20 protein-coding genes are annotated in these 19,979 nt (G+C 76.6%); 11 read left to right on the plus strand and 9 right to left on the minus strand.

Features of this window, described 5'->3' with window-relative positions:
- Positions 1-180 precede the first annotated feature (180 nt).
- Positions 181-1,320: a hypothetical protein gene (locus HLV61_RS18685; protein ID WP_369258099.1), complete on the plus strand. Its 1,140-nt coding sequence runs from the start codon at positions 181-183 to the stop codon at positions 1,318-1,320.
- Positions 1,321-1,423: 103 nt separating this feature from the next.
- Here the strand turns inward: HLV61_RS18685 and glpX are convergent, their stop codons facing one another.
- Positions 1,424-2,488, minus strand: coding sequence for a class II fructose-bisphosphatase (gene glpX, locus HLV61_RS18690; RefSeq protein WP_369258101.1), 1,065 nt, complete (start codon positions 2,486-2,488; stop codon positions 1,424-1,426).
- A gap of 128 nt (positions 2,489-2,616) precedes the next feature.
- On the opposite strand from glpX, the gene HLV61_RS18695 reads away from it, so the two are divergent.
- Complete coding sequence (locus HLV61_RS18695; protein ID WP_369258103.1) at positions 2,617-3,234, plus strand: DUF4245 domain-containing protein; 618 nt, start codon at positions 2,617-2,619, stop codon at positions 3,232-3,234.
- A 19-nt stretch (positions 3,235-3,253) separates the two neighbouring features.
- Here the strand turns inward: HLV61_RS18695 and HLV61_RS18700 are convergent, their stop codons facing one another.
- The 3 genes from HLV61_RS18700 to HLV61_RS18710 form a co-directional block, all read right to left on the minus strand.
- On the minus strand, positions 3,254-3,469 hold the full coding sequence (locus HLV61_RS18700; protein ID WP_369258105.1) for an exodeoxyribonuclease VII small subunit: 216 nt from the start codon (positions 3,467-3,469) through the stop codon (positions 3,254-3,256).
- Positions 3,466-4,686: an exodeoxyribonuclease VII large subunit gene (gene xseA / locus HLV61_RS18705; RefSeq protein WP_369258107.1), complete on the minus strand. Its 1,221-nt coding sequence runs from the start codon at positions 4,684-4,686 to the stop codon at positions 3,466-3,468. Before xseA ends, HLV61_RS18700 begins: the two co-directional genes overlap by 4 nt.
- 80 nt (positions 4,687-4,766) lie before the next feature.
- Positions 4,767-6,239 carry a hypothetical protein gene (locus HLV61_RS18710; RefSeq protein ID WP_369258109.1) on the minus strand — a complete coding sequence of 491 codons (1,473 nt, stop codon included), beginning with the start codon at positions 6,237-6,239 and terminating at the stop codon, positions 4,767-4,769.
- A gap of 143 nt (positions 6,240-6,382) precedes the next feature.
- On the opposite strand from HLV61_RS18710, the gene HLV61_RS18715 reads away from it, so the two are divergent.
- Entirely contained in the window at positions 6,383-7,339 is a 957-nt protein-coding gene (locus HLV61_RS18715; RefSeq protein WP_369258111.1) for a 4-hydroxy-3-methylbut-2-enyl diphosphate reductase, read from the plus strand.
- A 63-nt stretch (positions 7,340-7,402) separates the two neighbouring features.
- Here HLV61_RS18715 and HLV61_RS18720 read toward each other — a convergent pair whose 3' ends face one another.
- From HLV61_RS18720 to HLV61_RS18735, 4 genes are all read right to left on the minus strand, one after another.
- Positions 7,403-8,029, minus strand: a complete 627-nt coding sequence (locus tag HLV61_RS18720; protein WP_369258113.1) for a DUF6542 domain-containing protein — start codon at positions 8,027-8,029, stop codon at positions 7,403-7,405.
- 321 nt (positions 8,030-8,350) lie between these two features.
- The gene (locus HLV61_RS18725; protein ID WP_369258115.1) at positions 8,351-9,448 is read right to left on the minus strand and encodes a DNA recombination protein RmuC; all 1,098 of its coding nucleotides are present in this window, start codon (positions 9,446-9,448) and stop codon (positions 8,351-8,353) included.
- Positions 9,449-9,544: 96 nt separating this feature from the next.
- Positions 9,545-10,081 (minus strand): methylated-DNA--[protein]-cysteine S-methyltransferase, encoded by a 537-nt coding sequence (locus tag HLV61_RS18730; RefSeq protein WP_369258117.1) that lies wholly within the window; start codon positions 10,079-10,081, stop codon positions 9,545-9,547.
- Complete coding sequence (locus HLV61_RS18735; protein ID WP_369258119.1) at positions 10,078-11,562, minus strand: AlkA N-terminal domain-containing protein; 1,485 nt, start codon at positions 11,560-11,562, stop codon at positions 10,078-10,080. The genes HLV61_RS18730 and HLV61_RS18735 overlap by 4 nt, the downstream gene beginning before the upstream one ends.
- Before the next feature lie 186 nt (positions 11,563-11,748).
- On the opposite strand from HLV61_RS18735, the gene HLV61_RS18740 reads away from it, so the two are divergent.
- The 7 genes from HLV61_RS18740 to HLV61_RS18770 all read left to right on the plus strand — a co-directional run bounded on the left by HLV61_RS18740 (position 11,749) and on the right by HLV61_RS18770 (position 17,646).
- Positions 11,749-13,071 carry a S8 family serine peptidase gene (locus HLV61_RS18740; RefSeq protein ID WP_369258121.1) on the plus strand — a complete coding sequence of 441 codons (1,323 nt, stop codon included), beginning with the start codon at positions 11,749-11,751 and terminating at the stop codon, positions 13,069-13,071.
- 9 nt (positions 13,072-13,080) lie between these two features.
- A complete protein-coding gene (locus HLV61_RS18745; RefSeq protein WP_369258123.1) occupies positions 13,081-13,326 on the plus strand; it encodes a hypothetical protein in 246 nt (81 codons plus the stop codon).
- Positions 13,327-13,364: 38 nt separating this feature from the next.
- Positions 13,365-13,967, plus strand: a complete 603-nt coding sequence (locus tag HLV61_RS18750) for a hypothetical protein (protein ID WP_369258125.1) — start codon at positions 13,365-13,367, stop codon at positions 13,965-13,967.
- A gap of 82 nt (positions 13,968-14,049) precedes the next feature.
- Entirely contained in the window at positions 14,050-14,946 is an 897-nt protein-coding gene (locus HLV61_RS18755) for an ABC transporter ATP-binding protein (protein ID WP_369258127.1), read from the plus strand.
- Entirely contained in the window at positions 14,943-15,782 is an 840-nt protein-coding gene (locus HLV61_RS18760; RefSeq protein WP_369258129.1) for an ABC transporter permease, read from the plus strand. The genes HLV61_RS18755 and HLV61_RS18760 overlap by 4 nt, the downstream gene beginning before the upstream one ends.
- Positions 15,779-17,014 carry a sensor histidine kinase gene (locus tag HLV61_RS18765; protein WP_369258131.1) on the plus strand — a complete coding sequence of 412 codons (1,236 nt, stop codon included), beginning with the start codon at positions 15,779-15,781 and terminating at the stop codon, positions 17,012-17,014. Before HLV61_RS18760 ends, HLV61_RS18765 begins: the two co-directional genes overlap by 4 nt.
- Complete coding sequence (locus HLV61_RS18770; protein ID WP_369258132.1) at positions 17,011-17,646, plus strand: response regulator; 636 nt, start codon at positions 17,011-17,013, stop codon at positions 17,644-17,646. The genes HLV61_RS18765 and HLV61_RS18770 overlap by 4 nt, the downstream gene beginning before the upstream one ends.
- Positions 17,647-17,713: 67 nt before the next feature.
- Here HLV61_RS18770 and HLV61_RS18775 read toward each other — a convergent pair whose 3' ends face one another.
- Positions 17,714-18,667: an ArsR/SmtB family transcription factor gene (locus HLV61_RS18775; RefSeq protein ID WP_369258134.1), complete on the minus strand. Its 954-nt coding sequence runs from the start codon at positions 18,665-18,667 to the stop codon at positions 17,714-17,716.
- Between the two features lie 58 nt (positions 18,668-18,725).
- Here HLV61_RS18775 and HLV61_RS18780 point away from each other — a divergent pair, with 58 nt between their 5' ends.
- Positions 18,726-19,916: an MFS transporter gene (locus tag HLV61_RS18780; RefSeq protein WP_369258136.1), complete on the plus strand. Its 1,191-nt coding sequence runs from the start codon at positions 18,726-18,728 to the stop codon at positions 19,914-19,916.
- Positions 19,917-19,979 lie beyond the last annotated feature (63 nt).

Consider the following 19,979-nt stretch of genomic DNA (forward strand, 5'->3'; position numbering starts at 1 on the left):
ACTCGGACCGGGGCACCGGTCGCCTCCCAGCCGGGGTGCGGTCGCCCGGGCACGGTGGGTGCGACCGACCACGCGGAGCGACGGGTGAGGGGCCGTCCCGACGACCAGCCGGTGCTGGTCGTCGTCTCCCGCCCGACCTAGCCTGACCAGCGCATCTACCCGAACCGAGGAGCCCGCACCATGTCCCAGCCGCCGTATCCGCCGCAGGGCGGCAACGATCCCCAGGGCGAGCAGCCCGGGCAGCAGGGCTGGGGGCGGTCCGACGACCCGACGCAGCAGTTCGGCCAGCCGGCACCCCCCACCTCGCAGTTCCAGCCGGGCCAGTACGGCCAGCCGGGCGAGCGTGACCAGACCTCGCCGATCGCCCAGCCCGGCCAGCAGCACGGCCAGCCGGGCCACGACCCGACGCAGCAGTTCGCGCAGCCGGCCCACGGCCAGCCCGGCTACGACCCCACGCAGCAGTACGGGCAGCAGTACGGCCAGCAGTACGGCCAGCAGTACGGCCAGCAGTACGGGCAGCAGCCCTACGGGCAGCCGGGCTACGACCCCACGCAGCAGTACGGGCAGCAGTACGGGCAGCAGCCCTACGGGCAGCCGGGCTACGGGCAGCCCGGCTACGGCCAGCCGCCCCAGAAGGGCAACAGGAAGAACGTCGTGATCGCCTCGGTGATCGCCGGCGTGCTGCTGCTGGCCGCCGCGGGCGTCGGCCTGTTCTTCCTGCTCCGCGACGACGGCGGTTCCACGATCGCCGACCCGACGCGGACCAGCTCCTCGTCCTCGTCGAGCTCGTCGTCCTCCTCGAGCCCGTCCTCGTCGTCGAGCTCGTCGAGCAGCTCCTCGTCCTCGTCCTCGTCGCCGGCCGGGGGTGGCGGCGGTGCAGGGTCGACCTCGGCGCCGGTGCCGCCGCAGGGCCTCGGCGAGGACCCCGACGGGGAGTTCCAGCCGCTGGCCGAGAGCTGCTTCACCGGCGACTTCGCCGCCTGTGACGACCTGTGGCCCGTCACGCCGTCCGGTTCGGACTACGAGCAGTACGCCGGCACGTGCGGCGGGCGGGTCGCCTACCAGGCCGCCACCTGCGAGCAGCGACTCGGTGCGGGGACCCCGACGCCCGCCGCGGACCCGGTGCCGCCGCAGGGCCTCGGCGCCGACCCGGACGGGCGGTACCAGCCGCTGGCCGACGGCTGCTTCGCCGGTGACTTCGCCGCCTGCGACACCCTGTGGGGCATCTCGCCCTCGGACTCCCCGTGGGAGGAGTACGCCGGCACCTGCGCCGGCCGGGTCGGCTACGAGGTGGCCAACTGCGAGACCCGTCTCGGCTGACGCCGGCACCGGTCGCACGACCACCGGACGCACGACCACCGGACGCAGGACGGCCCCGGGGCGCTCGCCCCGGGGCCGTCCTGCGTCAGCGGCCGTCCCCGCGTCACTCCTCGTCGTCGGAGCGGTCGAAGGGCACCGCGGAGTAGGCGCGCAGCTTCTCCAGCGAGTGCAGGCTGTCGATCGAGCGGATGGTGCCCGACCGCGAGCGCATGACCAGCGACTGCGTCGTGCAGCCACCGGCGCGGTACTGCACGCCGCGCAGCAGCTCGCCGTCGGTGATGCCGGTGGCGACGAAGAAGACGTCGCCGCGGACGAGGTCGTCGATGGAGAGCACCCGGTCGAGGTCGTGGCCGGCGTCGATCGCCTTCTGCCGCTCCTCGTCGTCCTTGGGCCACAGCCGGCCCTGCAGCGCACCACCCATGCACTTGAGCGCGCAGGCGGCGATGATCCCCTCCGGCGTGCCGCCGATGCCCAGCAGCAGGTCGACGCCGGTGCCCTCGCGGGCCGCGGCGATCGCGCCGGCGACGTCGCCGTCGGAGATGAACCGGATGCGCGCCCCGGCCTCGCGGACCTCGTGCACCAGCTGCTCGTGGCGCGGCCGGTCGAGGATGCAGACGGTGACGTCCTCGACCCGGCTGTGCTTGGCCTTGGCCACCCGGCGGATGTTCTCGGCGACCGGGACGGTGATGTCGACGACGTCGGCGGCGGCCGGTCCGGTGGCGATCTTCTCCATGTAGAAGACCGCCGACGGGTCGTACATCGCGCCGCGGTCGGCCACGGCCATGACCGCGATGGCGTTGGGCATGCCCTTGGCCATCAGCGTGGTGCCGTCGATGGGGTCGACGGCGACGTCGCACTCGGGGCCGTAGCCGTCGCCGACCTGCTCGCCGTTGTAGAGCATCGGCGCCTGGTCCTTCTCGCCCTCTCCGATGACGACCACGCCGCGCATGCTCACCGTGCCGATCAGCGCCCGCATGGCGTCGACCGCGGCGCCGTCGCCGCCGTTCTTGTCCCCGCGGCCGACCCAGCGGCCGGCGGCCATCGCGGCGGCCTCGGTGACCCGGACCAGCTCGAGGGCCAGGTTCCGGTCCGGCGCCGGGCGGTCGGTGCGGAAGGTGCTCGCGCGGGGGATCGGGGGCACGGGGCCGTCGGGCACGGGAAGCGTCACGGGACCTCCAACATCGGCACCGTTGCCGGTGCCCGCCGTCCGCCGCACCGTCCCCGCCGCCGGTCGTGCGCGCGGGGCCGCGGATGCGGGGCAGCGGGGTTCTGGATCGGTGGTGTGATCCTAGGGGCATGACCACTTCCGGCCCGTCGGGCCAGCGGGCCCCCGAGGAGCAGCCACCGCCGGCCCCGACCGCCGTCGAGCGGGCCAACCGGATGAGCGCGGCGAACATGATCCGCTCCCTGCTGCCGCTGGTGGTCATCTGCCTGCTCGCCGTCGGCTGGATGACCTTCCGGCAGAGCGGCAGCGACCCGGTGCGCCCGATCGACCCCACCAGCAGCGTCCGGCTGGCCACCGAGCGGGCGTCCTACCCCGTCGAGGTGCCGGCGGGGCTGCCCGACGGCTACCGGCCCACCAGCGCCCGCACCGATGCCACCGATGCCGATGCCGCCGACGGTGCGCCGGTCACCCTCGAGATCGGCTACGTGACCCCGTCGGACGAGTACGCGGGCTTCCTGGTCACCGACGACGCCGACGCCGAGCCGCTGACCGCCGTGCTCGACGGCGCGGAGGACGACGGCAGCGTCGACCTGGGCGGGCGCACCTGGACCCGGCTCACCAGCGAGCGCGGCGAGACGGTGCTGACCCGGGAGGACGGGGACGTGACCACATTGGTCACCGGCTCGGCCGACGACGAGGAGCTGCAGACCGTCGCCGCGGCGGTCGCGCCCGTCTCCGAGCCGAGCTGAGCCTCGGTTCCCTGGTCGCTCACTTCTCCTGATCACCGGGCGCCGCCGCGGCCAGCCGCTCGCGAGCGCGGTCGAGCCAGTGCCGGCACAGCTCGGCGAGCTGCTCGCCGCGCTCCCAGAGGGCGAGGGACTCCTCGAGCGTGAGCCCCCCGGCCTCCAGGCGGCGGACCACGTCGGCGAGCTCCTCGCGGGCCTGCTCGTAGGTCTGCGTCGGCTGCTCGGGTGCGCTGCTCACGGGGTCCCATCCTGCCTGTCGACGCGCACCGGCAGCCGCCCGCCCGCGACCCGCACCGCCAGCCGCTCGTCGTCGGCCACCTCGCCGGGGTCGCGGACCAGCGCGCCGTCGGCCCGCTGCACCAGCGCGTAGCCGCGCTGCAGCGTCGCCTGCGGGGACAGCGCGGTGACCCGCGCGCGGGCGTGCTCGAGGTCGCGCTCGGCGGCCTCGACGCGGTGGGTGAGCGTGCGGCGGGCCCGGTCCCGCAGCGCGACGACGTCGTCGGCCCGGCCGTGCAGCAGCCGCTGGGGGTCGGCGAGCACCGGCCGGCTGCGGACGCCCTCCAGCCACCGCTCGGACTGCTCGACGCGCGTGGTGAGCAGGTGCCGGGCGCGGGCGCGCAGCCCGTCGACCAGCCGTTGCTGCTCGCCGATCTCGGGCACCACGCGGTGGGCGGCGTCGGTGGGGGTGGCCGCCCGGACGTCGGCGACGTGGTCGACCAGCGTGGTGTCGGTCTCGTGGCCGACGGCGGTGACCACCGGTGTGCGGCACGCGGCGACGGCGCGCACCAGGCCCTCGTCGGAGAAGGGCAGCAGGTCCTCGACCGAGCCCCCGCCGCGGGCGAGGACGATCACCTCGACCTCGGGGTCGCGGTCCAGCCGCTGCAGGCCGTCGATGACCGACGCGGCGGCGTTGACCCCCTGCACCAGGCTGTGGTGGACGGTGAAGCGCACCGCCGGCCAGCGCCGCCGGGCGGTGACCAGCACGTCGCGCTCGGCGGCGGAGTCCTTGCCGGTGACGAGGCCGACGACGGCGGGGGCGAAGGGCAGCGGGCGCTTGCGGGCGGCGTCGAACAGCCCCTCGCCGGCCAGCAGCTTGCGGATCCGCTCGATGCGGGCGAGCAGCTCGCCGAGCCCGACGGCGCGGATCTCGGTGGCGCGCAGCGAGAAGGACCCGCGGGCGACGTAGTAGTCCGGCCGCGCCCGCACGATCACGCGGGCGCCCTCGGTGAGCTCGAGGCCGGGCCGGTCGGCGACGTCGCGAGCGCAGGTCACCGGCACCGACAGGTCGGCGGCGGGGTCGCGCAGGGTGAGGAAGACGGTGGCCGCACCTCGGCGGGAGAGCTGGGCGACCTGCCCCTCGACCCAGACCTCGCCGAGCCGGCCGATCCACTCGGCGACCTTGCGGGCCACCGTGCGCACCGGCCAGGGCGCCTCGGGGGAGGAGGGGGCGGTCATGCTCCCGAGCCTGCCAGGAGGCCCCGACGGCAGCGGCCCGGGTCCCCGACGGGGACCCGGGCCGCTGCCCTGGGGTGCTCCTACTGGCCGCGCGGCTGCAGCGGGCTGCTGTCGGCCGCCTGCTGCTCGAGCTTCTCCAGCCGGTTGCGCAGCATGGTGAGGAACGGCGCCCGGGCCCGGGTGGCCTCCTCGTAGGCGAGCAGGTCGGACACCGTGGCCAGCTGGTAGCCGCGCAGCCGGCCGCGCAGCTGCGCGATCGAGAAGGAGTCGTAGCCGTCGATCGGCGCCGCGCCGGCGGCCTGCGAGCCGGACAGCTCGCTGCCGCCCTCGGGGGCGTCGGTGGGGGCGGCCGACGTCTCGCCGACGGCGTCCACGGCGGAACCCTCGGCGATCGCCGCGTCCTCCTCCGCGGTGTCCTCCTCGGCGGTGTCGGCCTCGCCGACGTCGGTGCGCACGCCGGTGGCCGCCGCGACGGGCGTACCGCCCTCGTCGGTGGCCTCGGCAGCCGTGTCGGTGGCCGTGTCCGCGGCGGTGTCCGGAGCGGGCTCCGGCTCGACGGCGTCGGTCGCCGCGCCGCTGTCCTCGCCGGGGCCGGCCTCGGCGCCGATCTCCTCGTCGACGCGGACGTGCTCGTCGGTCACGACGTCGCTGTCCGCGCCGGTCGCGGTGGACTCGGTGGCCGCTGCGCCGCCGTCCTCGGGGGCGGCGACGCCCTCGTCGGTGACGGTGCCCTCGACCGTGGTCACCTGGCCGTCCGGGGTGATGACGTCGACCTCGGTGGCGGTGTCCTCGGTGACGGCGTCCTCGGTGACGGCGTCGGCCAGGCCGATGTCGGTGTCGGGGACACCGGAGTCCGCGGCGTCGGGGACGGTCGCGTCGTCGCTGCCGACGTCGGGCGCGCCGGCGAGCTCGCCGACCGGGGAGCCGCCGGGGTCGCTGGCGGCCGGGGCGTCGGTGCTCTCGGCCTCGAGCAGCGCGCTCTCCAGCGCGTCCTCCGCCGTCAGCGCGGAGTCGGCGGCCTCGAGGGCGGACTCGGCCTCCTCGGCGCCCTGGACCAGGTCGGTGACGTCCTCGACCGCGGCGACGACCGAGGCCGGCGACGGGTCCTGCGGCAGCCCGGCGAGCTCGTCGTCGACCAGGCCGGCGGCGTCGGTGTCGACGTCGATCTCCATGACGTCGACCTCGGCGGCGGAGACGTCGTCGGCCAGGCCGTCACCGACGGTGTCGACGTCGGGGGCGCGGTCGAACGCGGAGTTGTGCAGCACGTCGATCGGCTGCGCCACGAGGGGGGTGCCGCCGGCGGCCTCGTCCTCGTCCTCGTCGAAGGTGGCCATGCCGGGCTCGCGGTCGCCACGCAGGCCGGTGAGGAGCTCGTCGCCGCGGGCGACGAGCCCCGACCACTGCTGCTGCCACTTCATCGCCGTCTGCAGGGCCAGACCGATGAGGCGCACCGGCAGTCCCGGCAGCGTCGAGGGCAGTCGGCGGGCCTCGTCCAGGACGGTGGCGGCCAGACCGGCGGCGGCGCGGATCGGCTCGGGGATCTCACGGGACATGCCTCCAGCCTGCCGCAGGGCGCGCGGAACGGCAGCGCGGCCCCCTCGGCAGCCACCCGGTCGGGCGGCGCCGCGCGCTCGCGGCGTGTCGAGCGTCTCGTCGGGAGCCCGGCAGGCGTCGGCGCGCCACCTACGATGGGTGCATGGCTGATCAGCGCGGACGGGTCCTGCTGGCCGATCCCCGGGGCTACTGCGCCGGTGTCGACCGGGCGGTGGTGGCCGTCGAGCGGGCGCTGGAGATCCACGGTGCGCCCGTGTACGTCCGCAAGCAGATCGTCCACAACAAGCACGTCGTCGCCACCCTCGAGCGGCGCGGCGCGGTGTTCGTCGACGAGACCGACGAGGTGCCCGAGGGTGCGGTCGTCGTCTTCAGTGCCCACGGCGTCTCGCCGGCCGTGCACGAGGAGGCCCGGGCGCGCTCGCTGCGCACCATCGACGCGACCTGCCCGCTGGTGACCAAGGTGCACCAGGAGGCCAAGCGGTTCGCCCGCGACGACTACGACATCCTGCTGATCGGCCACCGCGGTCACGAGGAGGTCGAGGGCACCTCGGGTGAGGCGCCGTCGCACATCCAGCTCGTCGACGGTGCCGACGACGTCGCCAGCGTCCAGGTGCGCGACCCCGAGAAGGTCGTGTGGCTGTCGCAGACCACGCTCTCGGTCGACGAGACGCTGGCCACGGTGGACCAGCTGAAGAACCGCTTCCCCGGCCTGCAGTCCCCGCCCAGCGACGACATCTGCTACGCCACGCAGAACCGGCAGCAGGCGGTCAAGCAGATGGCGGCCGAGTGCGACCTGGTGATCGTCGTCGGCTCGACCAACTCGTCGAACTCGGTGCGGCTGGTGGAGGTCGCCCTGGAGGCCGGCGCCCGCGCCGCGTACCTGGTCGACTACGCCGCCGAGATCGACCCGGCGTGGCTCGAGGGCGTGGGCACCGTCGGCGTCACCAGCGGCGCGTCGGTGCCCGAGGTCCTGGTCAGCGAGGTGCTCGACTGGCTCGCCGCCCGCGACTACCCCGACGTCGAGACGGTGAAGGCCGCCGAGGAGCGCCTGGTGTTCGCGCTCCCGCACGAGCTGCGCCCGGGCCGCGCCGCCCGCTGACCGGCAGCGCAGACGCAGCGAGCCCCCTCCCGGCCGGGAGGGGGCTCGCTGCGTGTCGGGGGGTCAGCGCCGGGCGGCCCAGCGGACGATCGCCAGCACCAGGGCGACGCCGGTGGCGACGACCATCGTGGGGAAGCCGCGGATGAGGATGGTCGCGAGCGTCGGGAGGGTGAACGAGGCCGACGGCGCGAGGGCGATGTTGACCAGGGCGACCGCGACGAAGACCAGCGGCGGGGCGACGACGACGGTGAGCAGGTCGCGGCGGCGGACCAGCAGCGTGGCGACGGCGGTGGCCGCGACCAGCGTGACGAGGGTCAACGTGCCCAGGCCGACGCCGAGGAACGAGTCGATGGCACCGCCGGCGAGCGTGATGACGAAGACGCCGAGGACGGCGAGCGCGCCGCGCAGTCCGCTGCCGGCGGCGGGCTCCGCGGCGGCCCGCTCGGCCGCGCGCCCGGATGCCCGCGCACCGCGGGGGCGCGACGGGGCAGCGGCCCCTGCGCGGTCACCGAGCGGGTGGACGCCGGGATAGGGAGCGCGCTGCTGGGCGGGACGTACCGAGGGGCGCGCCTCGGCGGCGGGGCGGCCGTGGCCGCCGGTGGACCCGTGGCTCGAGCCGTGGCCGGTGCTGCGGCCGCCTCCGCCGGGACGGCCGCGCGGCGGGGGCGGCGGCACCGGCGGGAGACCCATGCGCATGGAACGGTCCGGGCCGGTCGCGTCGGGACGCCCTGCCCGCGGGACGGCGTAGGGGCGCTGCCTGCCCACTCCGCTGTCCCGCCAGGTGTCGGCTGTGCTCGCCGAGGCCATGGCGTACCTCCCCGTCCGGACGCTCCGGCCCGCCACGGGCCGCTGTCGGTCCTCACGGTAGCGACGGAGGCCTGTCCTGCGGGCGACTTGGGGGTTCCGACTCGCGACAGGTCACCGTGTCGATTTGGCAACTCTCGGTGAGGGGCGGGGCGGGTGTGACGGGCGGGGCCTCCCGGGCCTGACGGGAGGCTCGGCCGGCCGTGCTCAGCCGCCGTCGGTGAGCCGCCAGCGCAGCGGCGCCTCCTCGTCGGCCTCCGGGAGCTGCGGCGGGTCCTCACCGGCCGGCCGCAGCTGCCGCACGACCGCCTCGACCGGCTCGGGCGTGGGCACCGGCGTCTCGCCGACGCCGAGGTCGTCGAAGCGGCGGGCGGCGGCGAGCACCGAGCGCTCGTAGGAGCCGACCGTCTCGTTGTAGCGGGTCAGCGTGGAGCCGAGCGCGGAGCCGAGGCGGGTCAGGTGGCCCGACAGCGTGGTCAGCCGCGCGTGCAGCCGGCGGCCGACCTCGATGACCTGGTCGGCGTCGCGGGCCAGCCGCTCCTGCCGCCAGGAGTGCGCGACGGTGCGGAGCAGGGCGAGCAGCGTGCTGGGCGTGGCGATGACGACGTCGCGGCCGAAGCCGTACTCCAGGAGGGCCGGCTCGGCCTCCAGCGCGGTGGTGAGGAAGCCGTCGGAGGGGACGAACAGGACGGTGAACGGCGCCGCCGGGCGGAAGGCGGTGGGGTAGCGGCGGGCGGCCAGCTGGTCGACGTGGGTGCGCAGCTGCCGGGCGTGGGCGGCGACCCGCTGGTCCCGGACGGACTGGTCGGTGGCCTGCACCGCCTCGATGTAGCCGGTGAAGGGCACCTTCGCGTCGACGACGACCTGCCGGCCGTCGGAGAGGGTGACCACGAGGTCGGGCCGCACGCCGGCGCCCTCGTCGTTCGTGGACGACGGCTGCTCGACGAAGTCGCAGTGCTCGAGCAGGCCGGCCACCTCGACCACCCGGCGCAGCTGGACCTCGCCCCAGCGGCCGCGGACGTGCGGCGTGCGCAGCGCGGTGACCAGCGCCGCGGTCTCCTGGCGCAGCAGCGCGCTGGTCTGCCCGACGGTGCCCATCTGCTCGCGCAGCTCGCCGTGGGCGGTGGCGCGGTCGCGTTCGATGCCGGCCAGCAGCCGGTGCATGTGGTCCAGCGACTCGTGCAGCGGCTCGAGGGCGTCGTCGGCCGGGCGGCGGCGGGACACCAGTGCGACGACGCCCAGCGCGACCGCCGCTCCCAGCAGCGCGCCGACGAGCAGGCCGAGCAGGAGGGAGGCGGCGTCCACCGGACCAGCGTGCAGGACGCCACCGACAACTCCCGGGAGGCGCAGGCATCGGAAGCGATCCGCACGTCCCAGGGCGCGGGACGTGCGGATCGCTTCCTATGCCTCGACGGGGACGGGGGCGTGCTCGGCCTCGTGGTCGAGCAGCCAGCGCTTGACCGGTGTGCCCCAGCGGAACCCGCCCAGGCCGCCGTCGGAGCCGAGCACCCGGTGGCAGGGGACGAACAGCGCGGCGGCGTTGCGGGCGCAGGCGTTGGCCGCCGCCCGCACGGCCGAGGGGCGCCCGCACCGCGCCGCGAACTCGGCGTAGGTGTCCGGCCGCCCGGGCGGCACGGTGCGCAGCACCTCCCAGGCGTCCTCGAGGAACGGCCCGGACCGCTGCCGCACCGGGACGTCGTCGATCGCGCCGAGGTTGCCGGCGGCGTGCGCCTCGACGGCGTCGAGGACCGGCAGGTGCTCGGCCCGCTCGACCCAGGTGGGCCGCAGCGCCCGGTGGACGACGGGCAGCAGGTCGCTGACGTCGTCGGTCCACCCGGCGGCCAGGACGACGTCGCCGCCGTCGGGTCCGGGGGTGACGACGACGGTGAAGGGGCCCGGTGGGGTGGCCACCGTGGCGAAGCGGGCGGACGGGGTCATGACGCACTCCGATCAGCGGGGGAGCGGGTGAACAGTGTGGGGGCGGCGAGCGCCCAGAGGTGCATCGCGGCGTACGAGCGCCACGGTCGCCAGCGGGTGGCGGCCTCGGCGTCGGAGCTGCCCAGCGCCGCCAGGGCGCGGCGGAGCGCGAGGTCACCGGGCAGCCACACGTCGGGGTCGCCGAGACCGCGCATGACCACGAGCGACGCCGTCCACGGGCCGATGCCGGGCAGGGCCAGCAGGTCGCGCGCGGCCGCCTCGCGGTCGCACCCCGGGTCCAGGACGACGCGGCCCTCGGCCAGGGCGGCGGCCAGGCCGGTCAGCGTGCGGCGGCGGGCGCCGGTGAGCCCGACGGCGGACAGATCGGCGTCGGCCAGCGCCTCCGGCCGCGGGAAGGCGTGCGTGAGGCTGCCGACCGGCTCGGCCAGCGGCGTCCCGGCCAGCGTCAGGACCCGCGCGGTCAGCGTGCGGGCGCCGGCCACCGACACCTGCTGGCCGAGCACCGCGCGCACCGCAGACTCCGGGCCGTCGGGCGAGGCGGGCACCCGCCGGCCCGGCGCACCGGCCACCAGCCGTGCCAGCGCGGGGTCGGCCCCGAGGACGTCGTCGACGGCGGCGGGGTCGGCGTCGAGGTCGAGCAGCCGCCGGCACCGGGGGACGGCGGCGCGCAGGTCGCGCAGGTCGGTCAGCAGCAGCCGCGCGGTCACCGCGGGGCCGCCGTCGGTCGCGGGGGACAGGCGGACGACGCCGGGCCCGGCCGGCAGGTCGAGCACCCGCGAGAACGTCGTCCCGTCCCACTCCTCCAGGCCGGGGACGGCGTGCGCGCCGAGGAAGTGCAGCACCTCGGCGGCGTCGAACGGGGCGCGGGCGGCCAGCCGCAGGGTCAGCCAGCCCGGGGTCCCGCCGTCGCCGGCCGGCCGGCGGCGGCGCAGCTCCGACGGCGTGCAGGCGAACACCTCGCGGACGGTGTCGTTGAACTGCCGGATGCTGGCGAACCCGGCGGCGAAGGCGACGTCGGCCATCGGCAGGTCCGTGGTCTCGATCAGCACCCGGGCGGTCTGCGCGCGCTGGGCGCGGGCCACGGCGAGCGGGCCGACGCCGAGCTCGCCGACCAGCAGGCGGTGCACCTGCCGCTCGGAGTAGCCCAGCCGCGCGGCCAGCCCGGGGACGCCGGAGCGTTCGACCTCGCCGTCGGCGATCAGCCGCATGGCCCGGGCGACGACGTCGGCGCGCACGTCCCACTCCGGGGACCCGGGGACGGCGTCGGGCCGGCAGCGGCGGCAGGCCCGGTAGCCCGCGGCCTGGGCGCCGGCGGCGCTGCCGAAGAAGGAGACGTTGACGGCGGCCGGCGTGCGGGCCGGGCACGAGGGGCGGCAGTAGATGCCGGTGGTGCGCACCGCGGTGAAGAACCAGCCGTCGAAGCGGGCGTCGCGGCTGGCCACCGCGCGGTAGCAGCGTTCGGCGTCGATCGGGGAGAGCACGTCCCGAGCATGGCACCGCGCGGGGGACCTGACTGGCGGTTTCCGGACGCCACCGTGGAGCCGTCTGGTTCGCGTCTGTCACCCCCGCGCTACAGACTGCCGCCACCGCCGGGACCCGTCCCCGGCGGCGGGGGGACGGCGGGCAGACCGCCGGGTTCCCCACCGCGCCGTCGTCCAGGGGGAACCGTGATCGATCCGCCAGCCGCCGCCCGCCCGCCCCGCTCGCCGGGGGCCCAGACCACGGGCCGGCAGGTCGTCGTGTTCGCCGACGCGGCCGACGAGCCGGTGGACTGGTCGGCGGCCGGGATCTCCGACGTCGCCGACTCCCGCGACTTCTCCTCCGGGCGGGTGCCCGCGCAGGCGATGCGCGACGCCGGGGCCACGGTGTTCGCCCGGCTCGGCATCGCGGTCGTCGCCGCCGGCCCCGACCAGGTGGCCGCCCTGCGCGGCGCGCGGCGTCCGGTGCTGTCGGTGTCGCCCGAGTTGGTCCACCACGTGCTGCCCGAGGACCCGTCGGCCTACGTCCGGGGCTACCGCGACGGCGTCACCGACCTCGCCGCCCGGCTGGCCGGCGCGCCGGTGCCGGGGGAGGAGACCCCGCTGCCGCCGCCGTTCGCGGACACCGCGGCGGCCACCTGGGGCATCCAGGCGGTGCAGGCGACGACGTCGCCGTTCACCGGGCAGGGCGTCCGGGTCGCCGTCCTCGACACCGGGCTGGACCTGCAGCACCCCGACTTCGTCGGCCGGACGGTGACCGCGGAGTCGTTCGTGACCGGGGTGGACAGCGCCCAGGACGGCCACGGCCACGGCACCCACTGCACCGGCACCGCCTGCGGCCCGCGGGTGCCTCCCGCCGGGCCGCGCTACGGCGTCGCGTCGGACGCCGAGGTCTTCGTCGGGAAGGTGCTCAGCGACGAGGGCAGCGGCGACGACGGCGGCATCCTGGCCGGCATCGACTGGGCGGTCGCCAACGGCTGCGCGGTGATCTCGATGTCGCTGGGCGCCGACGTCGCCGAGGCGCACCCGCCCTACTCGGCGGCCGGCCGGCGGGCGCTGGAGCAGGGGTCGCTGATCGTGGCCGCGGCGGGTAACAACGCCGACCGGGAGAACGGCGAGTTCGGTTTCGTCGGCGCCCCGGCCAACAGCGTGGAGATCCTGGCGGTGGGGGCGCTGGACCCCCGGCTGACCACCGCCTGGTTCTCCGCGCGCAGCCTGCCGGTGCCCGGCGGGGAGGTCGACGTCGCGGCCCCGGGCGTGGACGTCCTGTCGGCCTGGCCGATGCCCGAGCGCTACAACACGATCAGCGGCACGAGCATGGCCACGCCGCACGTCGCCGGGCTGGCCGCGCTCTGGGCCGAGGCCACCGGGCGCCGCGGCTACGAGCTGTGGGCCACGCTCACCCAGGCGAGCCGGCGGCTGACCGAGCCGTCGGTCGACGTCGGCAGCGGGCTGGTGCTCGCGCCGCAGGAGGGCGCCGGAACGGCCCGCGGGCGGTCCCGGGGCGCGTAGCCTCCCGCCATGGGGTCCCCGCTGTCGCGCTTCAGCGTGACCGTCGACGACGGCCACCTGGCCGAGCTGGACTCGGTCGCCTCCGCGCTGCGCGACTCGGGCATGGAGGTCGAGCGGGTCCTCGGCGCGCTGGGCGTCATCACCGGCCAGGCGCCGGCCGACGCGCGCCCGTCGCTGCTGGCCGTCCCCGGCGTCACCTCGGTCGACGAGCAGCTGCGCGTCTCGCTGCCGCCGCCGGACTCGCCCGTCCAGTAGCCGGGGACCCCTGGGGTGCGCCGTCCGTTGGACGGGGTGTGCAGGCAGCCGCGCGCGCCCCGACCCGTCAGCGGCGGGTCCTCGCGCTCGCGGCCGTCCTCCTCGTGCTCCTCGCGGCGTTCCTGGTGGTGCGCCAGGTGACCGCGGAGCCGCCGCGGTCGGCGGAGTGCGCAGCCGCGGAGCCCGGTGTGCGGATCGACCCGGCCGCCGTGCCGGAGGGACCGGTGGCCGGCTACGGCGGCGAGCAGCTGGCCAACGCCGCGGCGATCGTCAACGCGGCCGAGGCGCTCGGGCTGGACACCTGCGCACAGGTGGTCGGCGTCATGACCGCGATGGGGGAGTCCTCGCTGCGCGTCCTCGACCGCGGCGACGCCGCCGGCCCGGACTCCCGCGGGCTGTTCCAGCAGCGGGACAACGGCGCGTGGGGCAGCTACGCCGACCGGATGGACCCGGCCACCAGCGCCACCAACTTCTTCCTGGCGCTGCAGGAGGTCCCCGACTGGCAGGCGCTGCCGCCGACGATCGCCGCGCACCGCACCCAGCGCAACGCCGACCCGTACCACTACGCGCGCTACTGGGACCCCGCCGTCGAGGTGGTCAGCACCCTGGCCGGGCGCCGGGTCCTCGACCCGGGCGACTGACGCCGCCCGTCCACCGACCGGTGGACGGCGCACCCACCGCGCGACCGTCCCGGTCGCCGCCGCGCGCCGACAGGCTCGTCGCATGACAGCGACCCAGACGGCGCCGGTGCCCCCGGCGCTCCAGCACGACGACGCGGTCCGCGTGCGCGGGCTGGTCAAGCGGTACGGCGGCCGGGCGGTGGTCGACGGCATCGACCTCGACGTCCGCCGCGGCGAGGTGTTCGCGCTCCTCGGGCCGAACGGCGCCGGGAAGACGACGACGGTGGAGATCCTCGAGGGCGTGCGCCGCCGCGACGGCGGGGAGGCCGCCGTCCTCGGCGCGGACCCGGCGCACGCGGGACGGGCCTGGCGCGACCGCATCGGCGTCGTCGGCCAGTCCACCGGCGCCGGCAACGCGCTCACCGTGCGGGAGACCCTCGACCACTTCGCGCGCTACCACGCGGCGCCGGTGCCGACCGGGGAGCTGCTGGCCGACGTCGGGCTGGCCGAGGCCGCGCGGCAGCGGGTGACCGCGCTCTCCGGCGGGCAGCGCCGGCGGCTGGAGGTCGCACTCGGCGTGCAGGGCCGGCCCGAGCTGCTGTTCCTCGACGAGCCGACCACCGGCATGGACCCGGTGGCCCGCCGTCAGTTCTGGACGCTGGTCGAGGGCCTGCGCGACCGCGGCACGACCGTGCTGCTCACCACCCACTACCTCGACGAGGCCGCCCACCTGGCCGACCGGGTCGGCGTCATCAGCGCCGGGCGGCTGGTCGACGTCGCCCCGCCGGCCGAGCTCGGCGGCGCCCTCCGGCACGAGGCGACCGTCCGCTGGACCGAGGACGGCGCGCCGCGGTCGGTGGTCACCGCCGAGCCGGCCGCCGTCCTGCGCGACCTGCTCGCCGCGCACCCCGCCGGGGAGGTCCCCGGCCTGACCGTCACCCGCCCCGGCCTGGAGGACGTCTACCTCCGCCTGGTCGCCCTCCCGGAGGAGACCCGATGACCGCCACCGTCCCCGCCACCGCTCCCGCCCCTGCGCTCCCCGCGCCGCCGTCGGCGCTGTCCATCGGGATCGCCCGCATCGGCCTGGAGCTGCGGCTGTTCGTCCGCGACCCCGGCCAGGTGGCGTTCTCCTTCGCCTACCCGGTGATCATGCTGGTGATCTTCGGCTCGGTGTTCGGCGACGAGACGGTCCTGCCGGGCGTCGGCTTCCGGCAGTACTTCCTCGCCGGGATCGCCGCCACCGGCGTCATGCTCACCAGCTTCCAGGCGGTGGGCACCGCGGTCACCGAGGAGCGCGACCGCGGCGACCTCGCCCGGCTGCAGACGCTCGGCACCCCCGCGCTGTCCTACGGGATCGGCAAGGCCGGGCAGGTGGTGGTCACGACGATCGCCCAGCTCGCCGTGCTGCTGGCCGTGGCCGCGTTCGCCTACGACGTGCCGCTGCCCACCGAGGCCTCGCGCTGGCTGACCTTCACCTGGGTCGTCGTCCTGGGCATCCTGGCCGGCACCGTCCTCGGCCTCGCGGTGGCGTCGGTGATCGGCAGCGCCCGCTCGGCCTCGGCCGGGATCCCCGCCTTCGCCGTCGTCCTGCAGTTCCTCTCCGGCGTCTTCTTCATCGACTCGGACCTGCCGGCGTGGATGGACCAGGTCGCGGCGCTGTTCCCGCTCAAGTGGATGGTGCAGGGCATGCGGTCGGTGTTCCTGCCCGACTCGGCCGCCGTGGCCGAGCAGGCCGGCAGCTGGGAGCACGGGACCACTGCCCTGGTGCTGGCCGCATGGGTGATCATCGGGACCGTGGTGTGCGCACGGACCTTCCGCTGGCGCCGGGCGGCGTGAGCCTGCCCCGCCGCCTGGCCGCCGTCGTCGTCCCGCCCGGGGACGACGGCGGCGAGCCGCTGTCCGAGCGCGGGTGGCGGGCGACCATCGCCGGCATCCACGTCATCACCGCCGTCGTGTGGAGCCTGGCGGTGGTGTCGGCGACGGTCGGCGACGTGATCGACCCCGGCCGCCGCGAGCCGGCGCTCGCGGTGCTGGGCGGGCTGGCCGTCGCCTACCTCGTCGCGGGCGTGCCGGCCATCAGCCACGGGGCGCGGCGGCGGGCGGTGCTGTACCTGTCGGTGCTGGTCGCCGGCTTCACGCTGCTCGGCTGGCTGGCCCCCGAGCTGCTGTTCCTGCTCTTCCTCGCCTACCCGCACGTCTGGTTCGCCGTCCAGGGGACCCTCACCGGCATCGCGTGGACGCTGCTGCTCGGGATCGGCAGCGCGGCCGGGCCGGTGCTGTCCGCGGCGTCCGGGCGGCCGGCCGGCGACGTCCTGCTCGAGACGGGCATCGGCATCGTGTTCAGCCTGGCGATGGGCATGTGGGTCAGCCGGGTGCTGCACCAGAGCGCGCAGCGGGCCTCGCTGATCGAGGAGCTGCAGGCCACCCGCGCCGAGTTGGCCGCCGCCGAGCACGAGCGCGGCGTGCTGGCCGAGCGGGAGCGGCTGGCGCAGGAGGTGCACGACACCCTGGCGCAGGGCTACACCTCCATCGTGGTGCTGTCCCAGACCGCCGCCGCGCTCGTCTCGGCCGACCCCGGTGCCGCGCGCGAGAAGCTGGCGGTGATCGAGGAGGTCGCCCGCGACAACCTGGCCGAGGCGCGGGCGGTGGTGGCGGCGTTCCGGCCGGTGGCCCTGGACGGCTCGACGCTGGTGGAGGCGCTGCGGCAGCTGGCCGGGCGGTTCGCCCGCGAGACCGGGCTGGAGGTGCGGGTGGACACCTCGGCGCTCGACGGCGCACCGGGGCTGCGCACCGACGAGGAGGTCGTGCTGCTGCGGGGGGCGCAGGAGGCGCTGACCAACGTCCGCCGGCACGCCGGCGCCTCGGCGGTGGTGCTGCGGCTGGCGCGGGTGGGCGGGCAGGTGTCGGTGCACGTGGAGGACGACGGCGTGGGCTTCGACCCGGCGCGGGTCACCGTCTCGGGCCTGGAGGGCCTGCGCGGGCGGGTGGCGCAGGTCGGGGGTGAGGTCGACGTCGCCTCCTCGCCGGGCTCGGGCACCCGGGTGACGGTGCGGGTGCCGGGCCCGTGACGCGGGTGCTGGTGGTCGACGACCACCCGGTGGTGCGCGGCGGGCTGGTCGCCTGGCTGGCCGCGCAGGAGGACCTCGACGTCGTCGGGGAGGCCGGTGACGGGCAGGAGGCGCTGGCGATGGTGGCGGCGCTGGCGCCCGACGTCGTCCTCATGGACCTGCGGATGCCGCGGATGGACGGCGTGACGGCGACCGAGCGGCTGGCCGTCTCGCACCCCGCCGTCCGGGTGCTGGTGCTCACCACCTACGACACCGACGCCGACATCGTGCGCGCCGTCGCGGCCGGCGCGACCGGCTACCTGCTCAAGGACGCGCCGCTCCCGCAACTGGCCGACGCCGTCCGCGCGGCCGCCCGCGGGGAGACCGTGCTGGCGCCGCCGGTGGCCGCCCGGCTGGTCTCGCGCATGCGGGCGCCGGCCGCCGAGGAGCCGACCGCGCGGGAGCTCGAGGTACTGGGCGGGGTGGCGCGCGGGCTGACCAACGCCGAGATCGGCCGGGAGCTGTTCATCGGCGAGGCCACGGTGAAGACCCACCTGCTGCGGGTGTTCGCCAAGCTCGGCGTCGACGACCGCACCCGCGCGGTGATGGTCGCCGTGGAGCGCGGCCTGCTCCCGGGCCCCGGCGCCCGGTGAGTGGCCCTCGTGGCGCTGAAGGCTGCTACGTGGCGCCTGGGGAGGGCGTTCGTAGCGGTGATGGCTGTCACGTGGCGGCGTCGAGGAGGGCCTGGCCGGCGTCGCTGCGCCAGTAGAGGACCTCGCGCCCCGACCGCCGGCGCTCGAGCAGGCCGGCGTCGAGCAGCACCCGCAGGTGCCCGCCGACGCTGCCCAACGGCAGGCCGGTGCCGGCCACCAGCGCGCTGGTGCTGCGGGGCGCACCGAGGGCGGTCAGCACGCGGGCCCGGGCACGGCCGAGCAGGCGGACCAGCGGCTCGGGCAGCGGTGCGGGGCCCGACGCGAGCGCGCCGGTGACCGGGTAGACGACGGCGTAGGTGTCCGGCAGCCGCCAGCTCACCCAGCCGCCGCGGCTGTGCGCGGCGATGAACAGCAGGTCGCGGCCCCGGATGTCGCGCGGCGGGTACGGGTGCGCGTTGACCTGCAGCCGGCCGTTCGCCAGCCAGCGGACCCCGGGCGCGATGCCGTCGAGCGCGCCGGACCAGCCCTCGCTGCTCAGCCGCGCGGTCCGGGCGACGACGTCGGCGCGCAGCACCCGCCGCCGGCGCGGCCACTCGTCGCGGATCGTGGACTCCCAGGTCCAGCGCAGCAGGTCGGCGGCGGTCCGCGCGAGGCCGGTGCCCGACAGCTCGGGCGGAACGGGGCCGGTGGCCACCTCGAGGTCGGCGCGGACGGCGTCGTCGTCGAGGGACTCGAGGTGGGCGAGCTCCTCGTCGAGGGGGAGGTCCGGCGCGGTGGGCGGCACGGTGAGGAAGTCGGCGGTCCAGGTGCGGCCGAAGGCGGCGCGCAGCAGGGCGGCACCGACCGGGTCGTCGTCGAGGCGCTCCCGTAGCGCGGCGGCGTGGGCGTCGTGCCACGGGCGGTGCCACGGCGGGACCTGCGCCGACAGCAGCAGCCGCAGCCCGGCCAGCGTCTCGGTGAGCTGCGACGTGCCGAAGCGGGCGCGCGCCATCACGTCGGCGTCGACGATGAGCTCACCCACCTTTCGACGGTAGCCGAAACAGTGGGACCGGCACTCGCTCCGACGGACGGTCGGGGGCGTGCTCACCTACCGGGCGCTGTTCGCGCTCCCCGCGTTCCGTGCGCTGTGGACCGGCAGTGCGCTGACCACGGTGGCCTCGACGACGTCGTCGCTGGCCCTGGCCACGCTCGTGCACCGGCAGACCGGCTCGGCGCTGCTGACGGCGGTGGCGATGTCCGGCCCCTCGATCGCGCAGGCCCTCGGCGCGGTCACGCTGATGTCGGCCGCCGACGCGGGCCCGCCGCGGCGCACGCTCGTCCTGGTCGGGGTGGTGTCCACGGCGGCGCTGTGCCTGCAGGTGTTCCCCGGCCTGACGCCCGCGGTGCGGCTGCTGCTCGTCGTCGGCACCGCGTACGTCGTGTCGGTCGGGTCCGGCGTGCGGTGGGGGCTGCTGTCGGAGCTGGTTCCCGCCGAGGCGTACCCGCTGGCCCGGTCGGCGACGAACGTCGCGGTGGGCGCCTGCCAGGTGGTCGGGTTCGCCGTCGGCGGCCTCCTGCTCACCGTGCTGACGACGACACAGGTGTTCGCGCTGGCCGCCGCGGTGTCCGCCGTCGCGGTGGGCGTCCTGCGGTTCGGGCTGGCCGAGCGGCCGCCGCGGCGCAGCGGATCGGCCGGTGTGGCCGAGACGCTGCGCGGCAACCGGCTGCTGCTGTCGCGGCGCGAGACCCGCACGCTGCTGGTGGCACTGTGCGTCCCGAACGGGCTGGTGGTCGGGTGCGAGGCGTTGTTCGTGCCGTACGCGGGGGAGCGGGGCGGGTGGCTGCTCGCGGCCGGCGCGGTCGGGATGATGACCGGCGACCTGGTGGTGGGGCGGTTCCTGACGCCGTCGCAGCGGCGGCGGTCGAACACCGCGCTGCGGCTGCTGCTGGCGGCGCCGTTCGTGCTGTTCGCGCTCGGGCCGTCGGTGCCGGTGGCCGTCGTCCTGGTGGTCGTCGCGTCCACCGGGTACGCGGCGGGGCTGGCGCAGCAGGAGTGGCTGGTCGCACTGACGCCGGCGGAGCTGCGCGGGCAGGTGCTCGGGTTCGAGTCGGCGGCGCGGATGACCGGGCAGGGGGTCTTCGCGGTGCTGGCCGGGGCGCTGGGGGACGCGCTGACGCCCGGGTCGGCGGTGGCGGCGCTGGCGGTGGTGTCGCTGGCGGTCTCGCTGGCGCTGGCGCCGGGGTTGCGGCGGGCGGCCGACCGGGCCGCAGCCCCGGCCCGGTCGGCCTGAGGCCCGTCCCGAAGCTGGTGCGGGTCCCACGTGGCTAGGCTCCCCTGCACCCGGGCCGCACCG

Source organism: Geodermatophilus amargosae, from assembly GCF_041028265.1.
Taxonomy (GTDB): Bacteria; Actinomycetota; Actinomycetes; order Mycobacteriales; family Geodermatophilaceae; genus Geodermatophilus; species Geodermatophilus amargosae_A.

What these genes read in the sequence shown, in the direction of transcription:
- HLV61_RS18685 (WP_369258099.1), top strand. Translation starts at nt 181, where the DNA reads ATGTCCCAGCCGCCGTATCCGCCGCAGGGCGGCAACGATCCCCAGGGC.
- HLV61_RS18695 (WP_369258103.1), top strand. Translation starts at nt 2,617, where the DNA reads ATGACCACTTCCGGCCCGTCGGGCCAGCGGGCCCCCGAGGAGCAGCCA.
- xseA (WP_369258107.1), bottom strand. Translation starts at nt 4,686, where the DNA reads ATGACCGCCCCCTCCTCCCCCGAGGCGCCCTGGCCGGTGCGCACGGTG.
- HLV61_RS18710 (WP_369258109.1), bottom strand. Translation starts at nt 6,239, where the DNA reads ATGTCCCGTGAGATCCCCGAGCCGATCCGCGCCGCCGCCGGTCTGGCC.
- HLV61_RS18715 (WP_369258111.1), top strand. Translation starts at nt 6,383, where the DNA reads ATGGCTGATCAGCGCGGACGGGTCCTGCTGGCCGATCCCCGGGGCTAC.
- HLV61_RS18720 (WP_369258113.1), bottom strand. Translation starts at nt 8,029, where the DNA reads ATGGGTCTCCCGCCGGTGCCGCCGCCCCCGCCGCGCGGCCGTCCCGGC.
- HLV61_RS18730 (WP_369258117.1), bottom strand. Translation starts at nt 10,081, where the DNA reads ATGACCCCGTCCGCCCGCTTCGCCACGGTGGCCACCCCACCGGGCCCC.
- HLV61_RS18745 (WP_369258123.1), top strand. Translation starts at nt 13,081, where the DNA reads ATGGGGTCCCCGCTGTCGCGCTTCAGCGTGACCGTCGACGACGGCCAC.
- HLV61_RS18755 (WP_369258127.1), top strand. Translation starts at nt 14,050, where the DNA reads ATGACAGCGACCCAGACGGCGCCGGTGCCCCCGGCGCTCCAGCACGAC.
- HLV61_RS18760 (WP_369258129.1), top strand. Translation starts at nt 14,943, where the DNA reads ATGACCGCCACCGTCCCCGCCACCGCTCCCGCCCCTGCGCTCCCCGCG.